Origin of the sequence: Candidatus Terasakiella magnetica, from assembly GCF_900093605.1 — a bacterium.
Lineage (GTDB): Bacteria > Pseudomonadota > Alphaproteobacteria > Rhodospirillales > Terasakiellaceae > Terasakiella > Terasakiella magnetica.
In genome coordinates, this window is record NZ_FLYE01000037.1 from 1 (window position 1) to 309 (window position 309).

Genomic DNA, 309 nt, shown 5'->3' on the forward strand with positions numbered 1-309 from the left:
CGTCATTCTGGCGCAGACCATCTGATAGATTCACAGTTGAAGTGCAACAGTATTTAAGTTCTCCCAAAATACCTCATGGGGTGTCTTGTAACCAAGACATTTCCTTGGGGTATGATTTTGTTGATGGATAATTTCGTCAATGTCATGTTGATTGATGTCTTCAAGCTTTGTTTTTCTCGGTAGATAAGGTCTCAACCTGGCAATAGAAACTTCGACAGCTCCTTTTTGCCATGGAGCATGAGGATCGCAAAAGAATATCTCTATGTTCAGCTTCTCAGTCAGGCGATAGTGATAAGCAAACTCAGTTCG

The 309-nt window shown here is 41.4% G+C and carries 1 protein-coding gene; it reads right to left on the reverse strand.

Going from position 1 to position 309, the window contains the following annotated elements:
* Positions 1-30: 30 nt before the first annotated feature.
* On the reverse strand, positions 31-309 hold a 279-nt coding region (locus MTBPR1_RS18235), incomplete at its 5' end, for an IS30 family transposase (protein WP_205631246.1).